Below are 17,816 nucleotides of genomic sequence, written 5' to 3' on the forward strand. Positions count from 1 at the left end.
GGCCTCCGTCGCCACGAGCGGCTCAAAGACTATCGACTCAGTACCATCTTCCGCGCCGTGGTGAAGCCGGGTGTCGTGAGGCGTAGGACGTAGACCCCCGAGGCCGCTTCGCTTCCTTCGCTGTCGCGCCCGTCCCAGCGCGTCACGTGCTCCAGGCCTGACTTCTCCTCGCCGTCCACGAGGACGCGGACGAGACGTCCGGCCACGTCGTACACCGCGAGAAGCACGGGGCCGCCGGTTTCCAGGGTGTAGTGGATCTCCGTCTGCGGGTTGAACGGGTTGGGCCGATTGGGCGCGAGGAGGGTCCGCGCCGGAGCGGCGACGAGGTCGCCCTCCGCCGCGTCGGTGGGGGATCTGCGGAGCAGGATGCGAGCGTCCGAGGGCGTCACATACTCACTGGTGACGAAAGAGCCGTCGAACACATCCGAACCTGGCACCTGCAGGCGCCGGAACCTCCCTCCGAGTGGTACGAAGCGCGTCATGTTGGTGTAGTTGAGTAGGACGATGCCGTTCTCGAAGTCACGGCGGAAGAGCGCCGTGTCGCCGCGCCGGAGCGAGACGTCGTCCAGCCAGACGCTCCCGGGGGCCTCGACGAGGAAGTCCAGCCCCGCGGCGCTGTTGCCGTTGGCATGGAAGGATGTGTCGAAACGCCTCCAGGTCGGTTGCAAGCGCAGCCGGCGCGGGCCCCAGCAGGTCTGGTTCTCACAGCCATCGCCGTACAGTTGCACCACGATCTCGCCGCTCCCTCGCGCCCAGAAGGAGAGCGTGTAGGCCTCGTGCTGGGCGAGGGCGACGGGGTGCTGCCAGACCTTGAACATCCCCGGGCTCGTCACCCGCTGCACATCGATGCGCAGCGACTGCGGCGCCGAGTGGAAGCTGGTGGCGTCGGCGCGGAGAGTCCCTTGGGCGCTGAACCCCATGCCCAGCCAACCCGTGGTGCCGAGGCTGAAATCCGGATTTGCCAGCACCTCCGGCCCCTCCGGTGCGAGCAGGCGATAGGGTGGACCGAGCGGCTGTCCCAAGTAGCCCTTGCCGCGGCCGGCATTGTCGTACTCCGGCTCCCACCACAGGTTGGCGTTGCCGTTGTGGCCTGCATCGAGGCTGTAGTAGCCGGAGCCGAGCAGACTGGAGACGAAGGTGAAGCGTTTGTGACGCTCGAAACTGGGGGTGCGCAGCGGTTCCCACCTGCTGCCCCAGGCCTCGGTGTTGAGGATGGAGAACGGATAGGGCTGGGTGCGGAACGGAGCGGCGGCGTAGCCCGCGATGTCGTCCCACATCTCGCGGTTCCAGTTGTAGCCGTACGGGTTGTCGTAGTCGACGCCGGCATACCCGGAGGGGAAGTACTCGTAGAGCGTCCCGTTCAGCCACTGGAAGTAGTCGCTGGCGGCGTTGGAAATGAGAGCCAAGGGACGAGTGCGGTAGGCCTCGATGTCGTCGAAGCGCTGGCGCAGCTCCGTCGCGATGGCGGTGAGGCCTTCGTGCCAGAGGGCGTCGAGACGCTCCGGCGAGTCCGGGACCCCGTCACAGCCGCTCGGGTTGTGGGTCGGGTTGCAGTCCGAATCGAGCCGCCGGTGCTGTTGTTGCCAGGAGATCTGCCGCCAGAAGTTGTCCAGATAGACACCGTCGAGCTGCGGGCGCTCCAGGACGAGACCCACGACGTGCTCCACCCAGAAATGCCGCCAGGAGCCGAGCGCCCCTTGGGGAGCGAGAGAGGTGACATTCACCATGCCCGTCCCGTACCAATCCGAGGCGATGCGGCCGTCGCTGTCGTACCACCAGAGATCCTCGGCGGTGACGTAGGACAAGTTGATCCCGGACCAGCGCGTGGCCGGCTGGCGCGATACTTCGTAGGCGAGGACGTAGACGAAGATCTTGATCTTCGGATTGAGTGAGCGCAGGCGTTCGAGCTGCGCCGGCGTCCAGCTCTCGTTGAGAACCACCGCGTCCCAGCGCGAGAGCGCTGCGATGGTCGCGTCGTCCACCTCGCCGGAGAGGTAGACGTTGACGAGGTGGGGATAGGGCGGCTCCGTTTGCGCCCGCGCCGAGGCCGACAAGAGGAGGAAGAGTGCCAACGTGGAGCACAGACGCCGGGCTACCCTTTTCATCATGCCACCCCCGACAGCTGCGCACCGCCGCCCATGACGAAAAAGAAGGCCCAGACTACACCGACCCGCGGTGGCGGCGAGAGCCTTTTTCACCCGCTCCTGGCTTGGTCCGGCTCGACGCATGAGAATCGCGACACCGCAGAAGGCAGGGAGGGCAGCAGGTAGTGCTGCGTCGGTAGATCTACGCCGTTCGAGCCACCAGGTGCGCTTCGGCAACACTCCGCTGTAGCCTAGGCAGTCACCGCCGGTGGGGTCGCTGGAACTGGCGGGGGATGGGCCTGGACCGAAGCTTGCAGCGAGGAGCATCGGAAGTGTCCGCCCCTGAGACCAGCTACCATCCTCGAGGGAGGCCGTCATGCGGGGGCACGTATTCTTTTTGCGTGTGTTACCGGCCCGGCTGGAACGACTCTCTCCGCCCCTAGCGCGATCACCGAGAGCCCTCTCCGCTTCGTGGGGTGCTCTGCTGTTCCTCGTCGCGCTCGCCTCCACGCTCTCCCGCGCCCAAGCAGAGAACCCGTCCCTCGGCTCCCGCGATGTCCGGCACGACGTGGCCAGTCGGGACATGGCGGGCCAGGACGTTTCGGGTGTCGCCGCCTGGAGTGCGGACCTGCAGGCTCCTGCAGGCGTGGGGTGGACGAGCATGGAGACCCAAGGCACGGCCGACGATCCGACGGCGACGCCGACGCTCGCCGCCCTGCCCGCGGGGCCGAAGTCCCCGGGGGTGGCCTTCGCCTGGGCCTTCGGCGCCACGCTCGTTGGATGGGGCATCGCTGGCACCGGCATCGCCATCGAGAACGCCGGCCTCTTCTTCCTCGGTGAGGCCGTGTCGGCCGTGGGTCCCAGCGCCGGCCATTTTTACGCCGGCGAGAGCAGCCACGGCATCATGGGCTCGGTGGTCCGTGGCATCGGGCTCTTGAGCGCCGACATCGGCCTCGTCATGGCGTTCCAGGGCAGCTTCGACGGGTCTTCCAGCAGCGAGGACTCTGGCGCCGTGCTCTTTTACACCGGCCTCGCCGTCTCCGCTGGTCTGGGCCTCTACGACTGGATCGACGCGCCGCGCGCCGCCCAACGCGCCAACAGCAGAGCGGTTTTGGAACTTGGCCTCGCGCCGCTGGCGCCGGGCCAAGGGGGCTCGCTCGCTTTGGCGCTCACCCGCAGGTTCTGACCGCACTCCGCTCCACACCCGGACCTTGCTGTTCGTCGCTTTTGCTGTTAGAGCATGCGTGCCATGAAACGGCAGGCTTCCCGATAGCGCTCGACCTCGAGCGGACCAGGAGATCTCGTTGCGTCGTGCAGCTTCCTGGGAGCGCGCGCGCCGGCTGCGGCTCCTCCTCTCCTTGAGCCTCGGTTCTCTCTTGCCGGCGGCAGGGGGCGCGCTGGCGCTGCGGCCGGCACGGGCAGAGGCGGAGCCCGCGGCGCGGGGCGCGGTCCCCCGGCCGCTCCTGGTCACGGTGGACGACCTGCCCGTGGCCTCGCCCGGCCAGCACCGCGACCCGGACGAGCGCGAGCGCATCACTCGCGAGCTCCTCGCCGTCCTCGCCAAGCACCGCATCCGTGCCGTCGGACTGGTGACCTGGAGCAATGTGCACGGGCCCCGGGACCGGCGGCTCCTGGAGCAATGGCTCGAGGCCGGGCACGAGCTCGGCAACCACTCCGACCGGCACCTCGACTACACCGCCACCGACACGACCGCCTACATCGCCGACGTGGAGAGCGGTCGCAAGGAGCTCGCGGCGTTTCTCGCCGCCCACGACCGCAAGCTGCGCTTCTTCCGCTTCCCCTTCCTGCGCGAGGGCGACACGGTGGAGAAGCTGCGCGCCATGCGTCGTTATCTCGCGCGCACCGGGCAGCGGAACTTGCCGGTCACCATCGACAACGAAGACTGGTCTTTCGAGGCCGGCTGGGTGGAGGCGCGGCGCCAGAGCGACGCAGCCGCCCGGGACAGCATCGCCGTCGAGTATCAGTCGCAGCTCCGGCTCGAGGTGCGCGACCACGAAGCGCTGGGCGACGAGCTCTTCGAGCGGCCCACTCCGCAGATCCTACTTCTCCACGCCAATGAAATCGGTACGGCGCAGTGGGACGCGCTCTTCACCGGGCTCGCGCGCCTCGGGCATCACTTTGCCGCCGCCGACGAGGTGCTCGCCGATTCGGTCTTCGCCGCCGCGCACGAGTACGTCGGGCGCTACGGCTGCAGCCTCTGGCACCGCCTCGACGACGCGCGCCGGCGGCGTGGGGCGCGCGACGGCATCGCCCAGCTCCTCGAGACCTCTGCCGCCGCCTGGAACCGTGGGGACCTCGAGGCCTTCTGCGCCGACTATGCGGAGGATGCACTGTTCATCGCGCCGAGCGGCGTGACGCGCGGCCGCCAGGCGGTTCTCGAGCGCTACAAGAAGAAGTACGCCGATCACGCCGCCATGGGAACGCTCTCGTTCGAACTCGTGGAGATCCGGCTCAGCGCCGGGATGGAGGCTTCGGTGCTCGGGAGCGCCCGACCGGCTCGGGTGCAGAGCGCCTCGGTGGTCGCGCGGTGGAGCCTCGCCTATCCCGACAAGCCAACGGCCACGGGTCTCACCTTGCTCGTGCTGCGCCCGCTGGGCGGCGGCCGCTGGGAGATCCTGCAGGACGCATCGATGTGAGCGAGCGCACCACTTCGCCGGCGCTCAGAGGCCGGCGAAGTGGACGACGAGAGCGAGGACGATCGAGCCGAGGAGCCAGAAGAGGCGCTCGAGCATCGCCATGCCCACCTGACGGTTGCGGGCGATGCGGCTTTCGTGCTCGGAACGCAAGTGCCCGAGCTCCGTGTCCAGTTGACTGCTCTGGAGGCGCAGCTCCTGGATCGCTTCTTCGTGCTTGGCGATGCGGGAGTTGGAATGATCGAGGCGGCGATTGATCCCGTCCACCTTGGCCTGCAACGTGGCCAGTGCATAGGCGTTCTCGCTCTTCAGCTCGCCGATGCTGCGGATGATCTCCTGTGTGTCCGTATTGCTCATGGCTGTTCCCTCTGCTACCGGAAACCATCCGGCGCCCCGGGTTCAGCGCTGGGGGAACTGCACAACTCGTGCCTGGAAATGCCGGTCCCGGCCGTGGTCTTGCATCGAGCCTGGTCATGAAGGTGTGCATCGATGCAGGTCACGGGGGCACCGACCCGGGAGCCGCGGCCGGCAAGCCCTCGCCTCTGGTGGAGAAGGACTTCACCCTGGCCTTGGCGCGCGCCCTGGAAGCTGCCTGCGTCGGGCGAGGACATCGCGTCCTCATGACGCGCCGCTCGGATCGCACTCTCTCCCTCCTGGCCCGGGCGGCTTTCGCCAATCGCTTCCGCGCCGAGGTCATCGTCAGCCTGCATGCGAACGCCGCCAGCGATCCGCGCGCCCAGGGGATGGAGGTCTTCCACTTCCCGGGCTCCACCGTCGGCGCGCGGGCGGCGCGCGCCGTTCTCGCGGCGATGCTGGCCGCCTTTCCCGGGCACACCGACCGCGGCGTCAAGGCTGCCCGCTTCGTCGTCCTGCGGGAGACCCGGATGCCCGCCATCCTGGTGGAAGCCGAGTTCCTCACCCACCCGGTGCAGCGGCGGTTCCTCCGCCGCCGGAGCACCCACCGCGGCCTGGCGCGGGCCATCGCCGCCGGGCTCGAAGCGGCGCTGCGACCCGCAGCGCGGCGTGCACGCCGGAGCCGCTCCGTCCGCCCGGCGAGGCGGCGTCGCTGACGCGGCGGCTTCGCTGTCCACGGCGGGGCTCGAGCCTTCGGCCTGCAATCACAGCACTGCCTGGACTATCCTCGGCACGGGCGAGGAGGCCGGCCGTGTCACGCAAACCCGCCATGCTCACGCCGCTCACCGACTTCCTCTGCGTCGGCGGCCTCTCCATCCTGGTGTCCCTCGTGGTGCTGCTCGCCGGGGTGCGCTTGCCGCTGCAATACCACTTGCTGATGCACGTCACCAACTTCTTGATCAACGCGCCGCATTTCCTGGTCTCGTACCGGCTGCTCTACGGTTCGCCGCAGCGCCGCGCCGGCTACCGGGCGGTGTCCTTGCAACTGCCCGTGGCGCTCGCGGCGTACCTCCTCTTCGCGCTCGCCGTCTACGGGCAGTACCCAGCAGTGCTCGGCTCCATGATCGGCACCGGCACGTTGCTCCTCGCCTGGCATTACACCGGGCAGGCCTATGGAATGATGGCAGCGTTCGGCTTCCTCGAAGGCCTGCGCTTCAATGACCAGGAGCGCCGGCTGGTGCGGGCGAACCTGTACGTGTTGCTGGCCTGGCACGTGATCTGGGCCCTCGTGGCGCAGCGCAACATCTTCGCTCCGGTCACTGGCGGCAGCACCCTGCTGACTCCGACGGCGGCGGAGCGGCTGTATCAGACCGCGACCGTGGTGGCGCTCGCCTCCAGTACCTGCGGCGCCGCCGGACTGCTGCTCATGGCGCGCCGCCTCCGGCGGGTGCCGACGCCACGCATGCTCGCCCCGTGGGTGGCGATCCACCTCTGGTACGTGCTGCTGTACCGCGAGCCGGCCGCGGTCTTCTGGGCCCAGAACGCCCATGCCTTGCAGTACCTGATCTTCCCGCTGCGGGTGGAAATGAACCGGGTGGAGCGCGCCGGCAGCGTGGTGGGGCCCGGAGGCCGCCGCAAGCACATGGGTGTCTTCTATTTCGGCACCGTGGTGCTGGGCCTGCTGGTGATGCAGCTCGGGCCGGAGGCGCTGCAGCTGGGGTTCGACCGGCTCGGCTTCGCGCTACCGCTGCAGCTCGGTGTGGTGGCCTTCGTCAACATCCACCACTACTTCATCGACAATTACATCTGGAAGCTGCGCAATCCGATGGTGCGCCAGGATCTCTTCGCCCACCTGCCGGCGCCGGCGCGCTGAAGCGCACCGTCATTGCAGCACGAAGGTCACCCGGTCGCCCGCATTGCCTTGGCCGCTGGAGCGGCTCGTCTCCAGGCGCCCGGCCTCGACACCCAAGCAAACGAGGAAGTCCTTCGCGGTCTGAGCGCGCTTCTCCGCCAGCGCCCGTTGGCTTTTGGGATCGCGGCTCTCGGAGCAGTGACCCTCGAGGCGCAGCGCGGCGTTGGGGTCCCGCAGCAGCGCTCCTGCCATCGCCGTGAGTTGGGTGCAAGCCTCCTGGTCGAGCTCGGCGCTGCCGCGTTGGAACAGGACGTCCCGGAGTTCGGCGGACATCGGCGTACTGGCCACCAGCACCAACTCTCCAGAACAGAGGATGGTGGCAGGGGAGAGCACCGGCTCTTCCAGAGGAATCCGGTCCGCGAAGCGCTCGCGGAGCTTCGCCTGCACGAGCGGGTCCGAAAGGTCGAATTCCCGCAGCTTCACCGGCTTCCCGAGGTGGATCCCGGCCCCGAGGGCGTAGACCTTCCACACCAGTTCAGAGCAGTACACGCTCGTGTCGGACCATTCGAAATACGAATCGTACGGTCGACCGAGAAACGATTCGGCGGCGGTTTGCAGCCGCATCACCGCGTCTGCGGACAGCTGGCTCTCCGCATCACGGAGGCGCATCACGACGTAGCGACCCTCGACGCCGTCGGCGATCCACTGGGAGAGCGGCGTCCGCCGCACCTTGTCCGCCGCTTCCAGCACCTCGATCGATGCACCCCGCCGCAGGATCAGACCCATGTGGCTGTAGACGGAATGGGTCGCCTTCTGGATCGCGACGCTCTGGGACGAGCGCGAGGTTTGGAAGATGATGTCCCAGGAATGCAGCTCGTCGGCACGCAGGGTCGTGGTCTGCAACGCCAGGAGAAGGAGGGCCTGCAACGATCTCTTCTTGCCTGCTGACATCGAGTCCCCAGGGAATCCGGCGGGTGTTCAGGCGCTGTAGCCGAGCTCGTGGCGCTGCGGCCGGAACCAGCCGGCGGGTTCGAGGGGTTCGAAAGCGTTGCACCAGGTCAGCTCGCCTTCGTACACGTGCAGCGTCACCGCCTTGGTGTCGAAGGGATTCTCGATCGTGTGGTACTCGAAGGGCGGGATGAGGGCGCCGGCGGCGCCGATGTCGGAAAGGACCGTGCCGCGCTGGCGGAAGAGGATGCGACCCTGGTCCTCGCGCTCGCGATCGTAGGAAGTGACCCGGATCCGCCCGTCGTAAACGCACTCGACGCACCAGTGCCCCGCATGGTCGTGGAGCGGCGTCCCCTGCCCTGGTCCCCACACCATGACCACGACACTGAAGCGTCCCTTGGGATCCAGAAACAGGCGCCGGCGGGCGTAGCCCGTGGGCACCGGCTGCAGGAACGGCTCGGGCATCGGGACCCGGCCCTGTCCGAGCTCCTCCATGAGCGCGGCCTTGACATCGGCGCAAATGGCGCGCGTGTCCGCGGCCGCGGCGGCATGATCGAGGCGGCGGAGCAAGGGAAGGAGCGGCGCGAGGTTCGATTCGAGGTCCACGGTGCCCCCCGACACGGAGCGCGCCGGCTCAACGAGCTCTGGAGGCGGGAAGAGTCGGCGGCTGCTCTCAGCCTAGCACACGAGACCGGAAGCTCTGCAAGCGAGGCTTCACCGCGAGGAGGGGAAAAGCGAGGCTTCAGGCGCGAGGATGGGCATGGGAGGCTTCAGCCGCGAGGACCGGCGTGAGGCAAGCGCTGCGCCGGGACGCAGCCGGGTCGTGGCGCTTCGGAGAGTTCGAGGAGGACGCCGCCGAGGGACTTCGGGTGCACGAAAGCGATGCGCTTGCCGTGTGCGCCGAGGCGTGGTGTCTTGTCGATCAGCTCGACGCCTTGCGCAGCGAGGGCGGCCATGGCGTGTTCGAGGTCGGGAACGGTGAGACAAAGGTGATGGATCCCGCCACCGCGTTTGGCGAGGAACCCGGCGATCGGGCTGTCCGGGGCGGTGGGACAGAGGAGCTCGACGGTGGCTTCGCCGGCCTGGAAGAAAGCGGTGCGCACCTTCTGCTCCGGAACCTCTTCGATGGAGGCGGGGCCGGCGCCGAAGAGGAGCGTGTAGAGACGGATCGCTGCCTCGAGATCCGGGACAGCGATCCCCACGTGGTCGATCTTTTGGATTTTTTCCGGCACTGCGGTCTCCATCGGGGTCGCTCTCGCCATTCTCGCTAATTCGCGCCTGGGCGTCCAGACGAAGATCCGCCGCGAGGCCGCAGAGGAGCAGGCGGGCGGATCTCTGCGCCCACTCCGCCCGCCAGCGACCCGGACCGGGCAGCTCTCGAGGCGCACCGCAAAGGTTCTGTTAGAATCGGCCCCCCATCGAGCGCCAATGGACACTGCTGCAGAAGGGCACCGTCTTGTCGGACGTCGAGGACGGAATGGCCGCAGGCGGGGCCCCGCGAGCCTTCGGGCTCGAGGTGCCGCAGTGAGTGCGGAGGCAGGGAGCGCCGTCTCCGCTTGGCGCGAGCACCGCTTCCTGCAGCTCCTCCTCTGCGTCGTCGCCGGCATCATCCTGCTGCCCTTTCTGGCCAAGTTTCGGATCGTCCTCCTCGTGATCCAGGTCCTGCTCCTCAATGGGATCTTGGTGGCGATGTCGGCCAACCGACGCCGCTCGGTCCTCCGCCGGTTCTTGTTCGGCGCCTGCGCCGTGAATATCGCGCTGCAGGCAGTGAGCCTGCGGCTGCCCACGACCGTGCTGCCGCACGTCGCCGACGCCGTGGGAGCCGTGGTTCTCGCCCTCTGCGTCGTGGCCATCCTCACCCACGTATTCCGGAGCGCCGACATCACCGCCGACACGATCTTCGCCGCCATGGTCGCCTACATGTTCCTGGCGCTGGCTTTCTCCCGCGCCTTCGTGATCATGCAGGCCGTGTCCCCCTCCAATTTCGGTCTGCGCGAAGGTGTGAATATGGACCTGGAGCTTCTCTACTTCAGCTTCGTCACCATTGCTACGCTCGGTTACGGCGACGTGACCCCGCGACTCCCCAGCGCCCAGATGCTGGCGGTGCTGGAAGCGGTCATCGGGCAGTTCTACGTCGCCGTGCTCATCGCTTGGCTGGTCAGCGTCTATGCCGGCCGGCGCAGGAGGGGATGACGCATGACCCTGCTCCGGTTCGTCCGCCGGAACCTGGAGCCCGTGGACCGGCTGGGCGAGACCCTCTTCGGTCTCATCATGGCCCTCGGGATCACCGGCGCTGCCAGGCTCGGCATCGACGAGGCCGACAACCGGAGCCTCTTCATCGCCGTGCTGGGATGCAACATCGCCTGGGGTATCGTGGACGGGGCGATGTTCGTTCTCGCCCAGCTCTTCGAGCGCGGCCGCCAGGCGCGGGTCGTGCGCGCCGTCCGCGCCGCACCCGATGATGCCACCGCGCTGCGCCTGGTGGCCCGGGAGGTCGACGGGCGTTTGGAGGCGCTGACGACCGGGGAGGAGCTGGAGCAGGTCCACCGCTGGATCCTGACGCTGGCGCGCCGCACGACGCCACGTCCCGCCCGCGTCACGGGGGCCGATTTCCGCGGTGGCCTCGCTGCCGCGCTCGTCGTCTTCCTGGCCACCGTACCGGTGGTGATTCCTTTCCTGGTGGTGCGGGACGTGTGGTGGGCGACGCGCCTTTCCAACGCCACGGGCCTGGTGCTGCTCTTCGGATTGGGTTCCCTCTGGGCTCGGTTCACCGGATCGAACCCGGCACTCACAGGACTCGGCGTCGCCGCCCTCGGCATCCTGCTCGTGGTTGTCACCATCCTGCTCGGTGGCTAAGGAGGAACACGCATGGGAATCCTGCTGAGAGAGCTGCGGCACAACAAGCTCTACTGGTTTCTCGTCTTCGTGCCCGCCGTCCTGGTGGCCGAGCAGGTGGCGCCCGAGTCGCACACGCTGCTCTTCGTGCTCTCCGTGGTGGCCGTGGTGCCGCTCGCCGGTCTGATGAGCCGCGCCACCGAGAGCGTCGCGGTGAAAACCGGTGATCTCATCGGCGGCTTGCTCAACGCCACGCTCGGCAACTTGACCGAGCTCGTCATCACCATCGCCGCGCTCCGCCAGGGGATGCTCGATCTGGTCAAAGCGGCGCTGGCGGGGGCGATCGTGACCAATACGTTGTTCATGCTCGGCGCGTCGTTCCTTCTCGGCGGTCTCCGGCACCGCGCCCAGGAATTCAATCCGCAGACCGCCCGCGTGCAGTCGGGGATGCTCCTCCTGGCCACGATCGCTCTGCTCATCCCCTCCGCCATGAGCCGCGTCGAGGGCGCCGCCGTGCCTCGCTTTCTGCAGCAATTGAGCCTCGGCCTCTCCGTCGTGCTCATGGCGAACTATGGCCTGAGCCTTCTCTTCTCGCTGAAGACGCACCGGGAGGTGTTCGCCTCCGCCGGGGGCGGCGGTCATGGTGAAGAGGAGGAGGCGTGGCCGTTCTCCCTGGCTCTGGTGTTGCTGATCGTGATCACCGTTGTCGTGGCGCTCGTGGCCGAGATCTTCGTCGAATCGGTCCAGGAGGCGGCCCTCCACCTCGGCATGACCCCGCAGTTCGTCGGCTTCGTGGTCGTGTCTCTGGTCGGCGGCGCCGCGGAGATGGCGGCTGCTTTTTCGGGGGCACGCAAGAACCGGCTCGATATCAGCGTGGGTATCGCCATGGGCAGCTCGACGCAGATCGCGCTGTTCGTGGCTCCGCTTCTCGTGTTCCTGAGCTACGTCCTGGCGCCGACGCCCATGGACCTGGTCTTCCCCGGCGGTGCGGTGCTCATGGTGCTGCTCAGCACCCTCACTGTTTCGCTGGTCACGAGCAGCGGCCGGGCGGCCTGGTACTCCGGAGTGCAGCTCCTCGCCGTCTACCTCGTTTTCGCCGTGACGCTCTACCTGCTGCCGCAGTGACGCGGGGGAACCACAAGGTGAAGGGCCGCTTCCTACTGGCGCTCCTTTTCGCCGCCGCGCCGGCCGCGGCCGCGGAGGACGCGCCCGTCGAGGCTTCCGAGGCGACGCCCGCCGGTCTCCTGAGCGGAGCCGGCGAGGGCTGGAGCTGGGCCTCCGGTTTCGATGCGGTGCTCGCCGGCTTTGCTTACGGCCGCCCGCTGTTCGAAAACGAGCGCCCCGATCCGAGCGGGGACCTCGGCGGCAACTGGTTGGAAGGCTACGCCGAGCCGTGGCTCCGCGGGGAGATCGCCGTCGGGCGGAGTCGAGTGAGAGGCGAGCTCAGCCTCCTCGCCACCGGAACCGGGGGCGCGTCGGACGCATCTGTCGGCGGGAACGCGGCAGCGCTACGAGTCGAACAAGCCCACGTGGCCTGGACCTCGGGGGATCTCTGGCCGGGACTGGGAACCGATGCCTTCGAGCTTCGGGCCGGCAGGCTCGACTTTGGCCTCGGCACGGGGATCGTGCTCCAGCTCGGCGGAGCGAACGGGGGTGAACGTGGCGCCTATTACCTCGCCCCGCGCCAGGCTTGGGACTTCGGCGTGGTGGCTCGCTTCGCCCAGGGGCCGCACACGGTTCGCGCCTACTACCTCGACCCGGACACGCCGGCGCCGGAAGAAGAGGCACGCTTTGCCGGCTTCGATGTCGAGGTCGAGCTCGCCGGCGGGAAAGTGGTGCCGGCAGTGTCCTGGTTCCAGGCCTTCGACGCCGCGGACTCGACACGCGAGGGGCTGAACGTTCTCTGTCTCCGGACCGGGGCGTCGCCGCTCGGCGCGCTGCCGGATCTGCGCCTGGATGGAGAGGTGGTGAGCGAGCGCAACGGCGACCTCCTGCGGGCCTGGGGCTGGTACGCCGCCGCTGGTTACCACCTCACGGCGCAGCCCTGGGCACCGTCGCTTCGCTATCGCTACGCCGAGTTCAGCGGCGACGACCCGAGCACCACGCGCAGCGAGCGCTTCGATCCGCTGCGCTACGGCTACACGGACTACGGCGACTGGTACCAGGGCGAGATCTACGGCGTCTACTTGCTGACCAACGCGGACCTCCGGAGTCATCAAGTCACGCTCGGGGCGACGCCGATCGATGCCCTCGGGCTGCGGCTGGTCTTCTGGGACTTCTCTCTCGACCGGCCAGCCCCCCTCGAGTCCGGCGAGGAGGTCCGGCATTTGGGCGGGGAGGTCGACTTGATGGCGGAATGGGAGGTTTCGCCCGCCGTCTCCGTGACGCTCGTCGCCGCGAGCGCCTGGCTCGACGACGTCCTGAAGGAGGAGTTCGGACGCTCCGGCGCGCTGTCGTACGTGATGCCATGCGTCACGGTGAGCTATTGAGCCGCAGTGCTGGCGTGATCACCTGCCTTCGGATCGGCCCCGGGAGCTTGACGGTCGCGAACTTCCCCGCAATACTGCAGATCGTTTCCGGGTTTGGCAGCACGAAGGCTCCCCGGCGTCCTCAGGCCTACCTAGAAGTCGGGGTTTGTCGTAAGGCGCCCATCCGCGTGGGGTTCCGCGGGAGCATCCCTTGAAGCAGACGATGGCCGCGCTGGGTCTCCTCGTACTCTTGCTCTCGAGTTGCCTCGCCGGGTGCGGCGGAAAGAAGGCGCCTTCTGCGCCTCCTCCTGCGGTCCAGGTCGCGCAGGTGATCCAACACGACGTACCCATCTATGTCGAAGCCGTGGGCCAGACCCGGGGCTCCAAGGAAGTGGAGATCCGCGCCCGGGTCGAGGGCTACATCGAGAGCGCGGATTTCGCCGAAGGCTCCACCGTCCAGCAGGGCCAGTTGCTGTTCAAGATCGACCCCGGCCCCCTCGAGGCGACCTTCGCCCAAGCCAAGGGCAACCTCGCCGGGGCCGAGGCCCAGCTTGCCCGCGCCAGTCAGGACGTGGCGCGGTACAAGCCGCTGGCGGAGAAGAACGCGATCCCCCGCGAGGATCTGGAAACCGCGGTGTCGCTCGAACGTGCAGCCACGGCGGGTGTGGAAGCCGCGCGTGCCGCCGCAGACCGCGCCGAGATCGACTTGGGCTACACGCGCGTCGTCGCCCCGGTGAGCGGGCTGGTGGGGAAGGCCGAGGTCAAGACCGGGAACCTGGTCGGTCGGGGCGAGAGCACGCTCCTCACCACGGTCTCCGACATCGATCCGATCCACGTCCGGGTCAACATCGCCGAGCGCGATTACCTCACCCTGGTCCGCAAGCGTTTGCAGGAGGTGCGCGAGCATGGCGGCCAGCAGGGGAAAGCGCCTGGTGAACAGCAGGCACCTCACGATTCCGCCGACATCGAGATGATCCTGGCGGATGGCACCGTGCACCCACAACTCGGCAAGATCTTCTTCGTCGACCGTGCCGTGGATCCCACCACCGGCACGCTCCTCGTCGAGGTCGCCTTCCCCAACCCGGAACACATCGTGCGCCCAGGCCAGTTCGCCAAGGTGCGAGCGCCGATCGACTTCCGCAAGGGAGCCATCCTGGTGCCGCAGCGGGCGGTGAAGGAGGTGCAGGCCACCTACAGCGTGGCCGTGGTGACCGCGGCGGACACGATCGAGATGCGCTCCGTGCGGCCCGGCGCGCGGGTCGGCTCGCTCTGGGTGATCGACGAGGGTCTGCAGCCGGGCGAGCGCATCGTCGTCGAGGGCCTGCAGAAGGTGCAGCGGGGCATGAAGGTGCAGCCGACGCTGGTGGAGATCCGCGATCCTAACCTGGTCCTGGCCGCCCCGCCGCCGGCCATGACCGCTTCCCCGCACTGAAACGATGGCCGAATTCTTCATCCGGCGCCCCATCGTGGCGATCGTCATCTCGATCGTCATGGTCCTCGTCGGCGTCGCGACGCTGCAGAAGCTCTCCATCGAGCAGTACCCGGAGCTCTCTCCGCCCACGATCCGCGTCGAGACCACCTATCCGGGGGCGTCGGCGGAAGTCGTGGAGCAATCGGTGGCCACTCCGATCGAGCAGCAGGTCAACGGCGTCGACAACATGATCTACATGAAGTCGCTCAACACGAGCGATGGCCGCATGCTGCTCGATGTCACCTTCCAGGTGGGGATGAACCGAGACATGGCCAACGTGCTGACGCAGAATCGGGTCAGCCAGGCCCAGCCGCGCCTGGCCCAGGAAGTGCTGCAGCAAGGCGTCACGGTGAAGAAGATCAACCCGAGCATCCTGCTCGTGTGCGCCCTCTTCTCCCCGAATGGCACCTACGACTCGCAGTGGTTGAACAACTACGCGATGATCAACATCCGGGACGCCATGCTGCGCATACAAGGCGTGGCCTCGGTCGACCTCTACGGGGGCGCCGAGTACGGCATGCGGGTGTGGCTGCGGCCGGACGAGATGGCGAAGCTGGGACTGACCCCCGCCGACGTCATCGGTGCGATTCGCGAGCAGAACCTGCAAGCGCCGGCGGGACAGATCGGCGCTGCGCCCTCGCCGCCTGGGCAGGAGGCCACCTACACCGTGCGCGCCCCCGGCCGGCTGGTCACCCCCGAGGAGTTCGAGAACATCATCGTCCGCAGCACCAAGACCGGGGCTCTGGTGCGCATCCGCGACATCGGTCGCGTCGAGTTGGGGAGCGAGAACTACCGTTCCTTCGGCCGGGTGAACGGCAAGCCCGCCGGGACGCTGGTGGTCTACCTGCTGCCGGGGGCGAACCAGCTGAAGGCGGCGCATGGCCTCTACACCACGCTGGAGGAGCTCAAGGGGTTTTTCCCCCCGGACGTCGACTACAAGATCACCTACGACACGACGCCGGCGGTGGAGGCTTCGATCCACGAGATCAAGAAGACCTTCGTCGAGGCCTTGGCCCTGGTGACGCTGGTCGTCTTCATCTTCCTGCAGAGCCTGCGGGCCACGATCATTCCGCTCCTCACCGTGCCAGTTTGCCTCATCGGGACCTTCATCTTCTTCCCCATGCTCGGTTTCTCGGTGAACACGCTCTCCATGTTCGGCTTGATCCTGGCCATCGGGATCGTGGTGGACGACGCGATCGTGGTGGTCGAGGCGGTGATGCACCATATCGAGCATGGCATGAGTCCCCGCGACGCGACGAGCAAGGCGATGAAAGAAGTCACCAGCCCGGTGGTGGCGATCGCCTTCATCCTCTGCGCCGTGTTCGTGCCGGTGGCGTTGCTCGGCGGTCTCACCGGGAGCCTCTACCGGCAGTTCGCCCTGACCATCGCCATCTCGGTGCTGCTCTCGGCGTTCAACGCCCTGACGCTCTCCCCGGCGCTCTCCGCCATGCTCCTCAAGCCCTCCAAAGGGGCGCGGAAGGGGCCGCTCGGCTGGTTCTTCCGTGGCTTCAACTCCTTTTTCGACCGCACCACGAACGGCTACGTGAACTGGTCGCGGCTGTTCGTGCGGCGCGCCATCCTGGCCGTGGGCGTGGTCGTGGTGGCCGGGCTCGGCGCCGGTGGTTTGGGCAAGATCCTGCCCAAGGGCTTCGTTCCCGACGAGGACCAGGGCATCTTCATGATCAACGCCCAGCTGCCGCTGGCGTCCTCGCTGCAGCGGACCGACGCGGTGATGCGCAAGGTGGAGGACCTCCTGGCGCACACAGAGGGCGTGGAGTCCTACAGCAGCATCGGCGGCCTCGGGATGCTGACCAACAGCTTCAGCGCCGAGTTCGGCTCTATTTTCGTGCGCTTGAAGCCATGGGACGAGCGGAAGAGCCATGAGCTGCACGTCAAGGGCATCATGGCGCACCTGCGCCCCGAGCTAGGGGCGATCCCCGAAGCCCTCGTCTTCTCTTTCCTGCCGCCTACCATCCCGGGCTTCGGCGCTGCCGGCGGCTTCAACTTCATGCTCCAGGACCGGAGCGGCACGTTGACACCGCAGGAGCTGGGAGCGAACGTGCAGCGGTTCGTCGAGGAAGGACGCAAGCGGCCGGAGCTCGCCAACCTCTTCACCTCTTTCAATCCCAACACCCCGCAGGTCGACGTGAAGCTCGACCGCGAGAAGGCGCGGACTCTGGGGGTTCCGGTCAACGACGTGTTCGCCGCCCTGCAAGCGGTGCTCGGGGGCGCCTACGTGAACGACTTCAACCGCTTCGGGAGACTCTACCGGGTCTACCTGCAGTCCGATGCACCGTACCGGCAGAAGCCCGAAGACATCGGGCAGTTCTACGTGCGTAGCGTCACCACGGGGGACATGATCCCGCTCTCCACCCTGGTCACCGTGGGGCCGACGTCCGGTCCGGAGACGATGGTGCGCTTCAACCTCTTCCGCACCGCGGAGATCACCGGCGCCCAGGCGCCGGGATACAGCTCGGGGCAGGCGATGGTGGCGCTGGAGGAGGTGGCCGCCCAGGTCCTGCCGAAGGAGATGGGGACGAGCTACAGCGGTTTCTCTTATCAGGAAAAGGTGGCGCCACCTTCGGCACCCACCTTCATTCTGGCGGTGGTCTTCGTCTTCCTCCTGCTCGCGGCGCTCTACGAGAGCTGGAAGCTGCCCTGGGCGGTGCTCCTCGAGACGCCGCTCGTCGCCATCGGCGCCTACTTCGGCGTCTGGCTGCGCGGCTACGACAACAATGTCTACGTGCAGGTCGGCCTCATCATGCTCATCGGCCTGGCGGCGAAGAACGCCATTCTCATCGTCGAGTTCGCCCGCTCGAGGCGCAACGAAGGCGCCGACATCGAGACCGCGGCCCTCGACGCCGCGAAGCTGCGCTTCCGCCCCATCCTCATGACCGCTTTCGCCTTCATCATGGGCTGCATCCCGCTCATGCTCGCCCATAGTGCCGGCGCCGGCTCGATGTCGGTGATGGGGACCTCGGTGGTGGTCGGCATGCTGGTGGCGACCGCCGTCGGCGTCTTCATCGTCCCCGGCCTCTTCGCCCTCATGGAGCGCTTGGGCAGGAAGAAGGCCGAGGCCCCCGAGGGGCAGGCGGCGCTCGCCGGCGCTCCAGCAGCAGCCACCGCACCAACCCATGGAGCGCACTGAGC

15 protein-coding genes are annotated in these 17,816 nt (G+C 67.7%); 10 read left to right on the forward strand and 5 right to left on the reverse strand.

The window, feature by feature from the left end; translation table 11 throughout:
• Positions 1–29: 29 nt before the first annotated feature.
• On the reverse strand, positions 30–2,108 hold the full coding sequence (locus VFE28_09550; GenBank protein HZM16235.1) for a putative glycoside hydrolase: 2,079 nt from the start codon (positions 2,106–2,108) through the stop codon (positions 30–32).
• 352 nt (positions 2,109–2,460) lie between these two features.
• On the opposite strand from VFE28_09550, the gene VFE28_09555 reads away from it, so the two are divergent.
• Positions 2,461–3,270 (forward strand): hypothetical protein, encoded by an 810-nt coding sequence (locus tag VFE28_09555; GenBank protein ID HZM16236.1) that lies wholly within the window; start codon positions 2,461–2,463, stop codon positions 3,268–3,270.
• Positions 3,271–3,388: 118 nt separating this feature from the next.
• A complete protein-coding gene (locus tag VFE28_09560; GenBank protein HZM16237.1) occupies positions 3,389–4,741 on the forward strand; it encodes an SgcJ/EcaC family oxidoreductase in 1,353 nt (450 codons plus the stop codon).
• A gap of 24 nt (positions 4,742–4,765) precedes the next feature.
• Here the strand turns inward: VFE28_09560 and VFE28_09565 are convergent, their stop codons facing one another.
• The gene (locus VFE28_09565) at positions 4,766–5,095 is read right to left on the reverse strand and encodes a hypothetical protein (GenBank protein HZM16238.1); all 330 of its coding nucleotides are present in this window, start codon (positions 5,093–5,095) and stop codon (positions 4,766–4,768) included.
• 116 nt (positions 5,096–5,211) lie between these two features.
• Between VFE28_09565 and VFE28_09570 the strand changes: the two genes are divergently transcribed.
• Together VFE28_09570 and VFE28_09575 are read left to right on the forward strand one after the other, a co-directional pair.
• Positions 5,212–5,808 (forward strand): N-acetylmuramoyl-L-alanine amidase, encoded by a 597-nt coding sequence (locus VFE28_09570; protein HZM16239.1) that lies wholly within the window; start codon positions 5,212–5,214, stop codon positions 5,806–5,808.
• Positions 5,809–5,903: 95 nt separating this feature from the next.
• Positions 5,904–6,965 (forward strand): hypothetical protein, encoded by a 1,062-nt coding sequence (locus VFE28_09575; GenBank protein HZM16240.1) that lies wholly within the window; start codon positions 5,904–5,906, stop codon positions 6,963–6,965.
• Positions 6,966–6,974: 9 nt separating this feature from the next.
• On the opposite strand, the gene VFE28_09580 is transcribed toward VFE28_09575, so the two are convergent.
• From VFE28_09580 to mce, 3 genes are all read right to left on the reverse strand, one after another.
• Complete coding sequence (locus VFE28_09580) at positions 6,975–7,895, reverse strand: YiiX family permuted papain-like enzyme (protein HZM16241.1); 921 nt, start codon at positions 7,893–7,895, stop codon at positions 6,975–6,977.
• A 27-nt stretch (positions 7,896–7,922) separates the two neighbouring features.
• Positions 7,923–8,513, reverse strand: coding sequence for a cysteine dioxygenase family protein (locus VFE28_09585; protein ID HZM16242.1), 591 nt, complete (start codon positions 8,511–8,513; stop codon positions 7,923–7,925).
• 149 nt (positions 8,514–8,662) lie between these two features.
• On the reverse strand, positions 8,663–9,124 hold the full coding sequence (gene mce / locus VFE28_09590) for a methylmalonyl-CoA epimerase (GenBank protein ID HZM16243.1): 462 nt from the start codon (positions 9,122–9,124) through the stop codon (positions 8,663–8,665).
• A 292-nt stretch (positions 9,125–9,416) separates the two neighbouring features.
• Between mce and VFE28_09595 the strand changes: the two genes are divergently transcribed.
• The 6 genes from VFE28_09595 (at position 9,417) to VFE28_09620 (ending at position 17,814) form a co-directional block, all read left to right on the forward strand.
• Positions 9,417–10,085: a potassium channel family protein gene (locus VFE28_09595; GenBank protein HZM16244.1), complete on the forward strand. Its 669-nt coding sequence runs from the start codon at positions 9,417–9,419 to the stop codon at positions 10,083–10,085.
• Positions 10,086–10,088: 3 nt separating this feature from the next.
• Complete coding sequence (locus VFE28_09600; GenBank protein ID HZM16245.1) at positions 10,089–10,748, forward strand: VIT1/CCC1 transporter family protein; 660 nt, start codon at positions 10,089–10,091, stop codon at positions 10,746–10,748.
• A gap of 12 nt (positions 10,749–10,760) precedes the next feature.
• On the forward strand, positions 10,761–11,852 hold the full coding sequence (cax, locus tag VFE28_09605; protein HZM16246.1) for a calcium/proton exchanger: 1,092 nt from the start codon (positions 10,761–10,763) through the stop codon (positions 11,850–11,852).
• Positions 11,853–11,869: 17 nt separating this feature from the next.
• Positions 11,870–13,216 carry an alginate export family protein gene (locus VFE28_09610; GenBank protein HZM16247.1) on the forward strand — a complete coding sequence of 449 codons (1,347 nt, stop codon included), beginning with the start codon at positions 11,870–11,872 and terminating at the stop codon, positions 13,214–13,216.
• Positions 13,217–13,406: 190 nt separating this feature from the next.
• Positions 13,407–14,627 (forward strand): efflux RND transporter periplasmic adaptor subunit, encoded by a 1,221-nt coding sequence (locus VFE28_09615; protein HZM16248.1) that lies wholly within the window; start codon positions 13,407–13,409, stop codon positions 14,625–14,627.
• Positions 14,628–14,631: 4 nt separating this feature from the next.
• A complete protein-coding gene (locus VFE28_09620) occupies positions 14,632–17,814 on the forward strand; it encodes a multidrug efflux RND transporter permease subunit (protein HZM16249.1) in 3,183 nt (1,060 codons plus the stop codon).
• The last annotated feature ends 2 nt before the right edge of the window (positions 17,815–17,816 follow it).

Source organism: Candidatus Krumholzibacteriia bacterium, from assembly GCA_035649275.1.
Taxonomy (GTDB): domain Bacteria; phylum Krumholzibacteriota; class Krumholzibacteriia.